The sequence below is a fragment of the Bartonella sp. AA78NXGY genome (genome assembly GCF_042197005.1).
Taxonomy (GTDB): domain Bacteria; phylum Pseudomonadota; class Alphaproteobacteria; order Rhizobiales; family Rhizobiaceae; genus Bartonella.
The window spans coordinates 1-521 of sequence record NZ_JBHIRI010000115.1; the positions used below are offsets into that span (position 1 = coordinate 1).

The following is a 521-nucleotide window of genomic DNA, read 5'->3' on the forward strand; positions in this document are numbered from 1 at the left end:
TATACCCCTTATGAGTTTATCATACCCATTATGTGAGCATGCTTTATAAGTTATTCAGTTTCTTTAATTTCTAATTTTGGTAGTTTTTTTACGATTTTCATTGTTTCTAAACTTACGGTAATAACCCTCTGAAATAACTCTAGAGGGTAGGCAGGGTTGCCAACGGTTTCAACAGCATAGTGATTGGCATCATTCACAATGCCACTCTTTTTATCAGTCTTTACGCATTGACGCCCCATAACCCATTCAAGAGCGGGTTTACCATTGACGATATACGCATAAGCTTCAAGAGGTATATCTGTTATTGTGATATTGTTATTATAAATAACAGTGGTTTTATCTTTCTCTTTACCTGCTTTTGCGAATTTCATTTCAGTCACATAATAGAATTTTTCGAGATTAGAGATTTCTGTCTGTTTTGGATTACCCTTTTTAAAGATCACGGGATAAGGCTCTACATCTTCATAGTTTACGTGCAAATGACCGAGTTCACGCCCAGCTGTTACAAACTTCCAAAAATC

General features: G+C 35.7%; 1 protein-coding gene. It reads right to left on the minus strand.

The features are described 5' to 3' along the window. Positions 1 to 50 precede the first annotated feature (50 nt). Positions 51 to 521 (minus strand): type ISP restriction/modification enzyme (locus ACFINL_RS09940; RefSeq protein WP_375651513.1); only part of this gene is annotated, 471 nt, incomplete at its 5' end.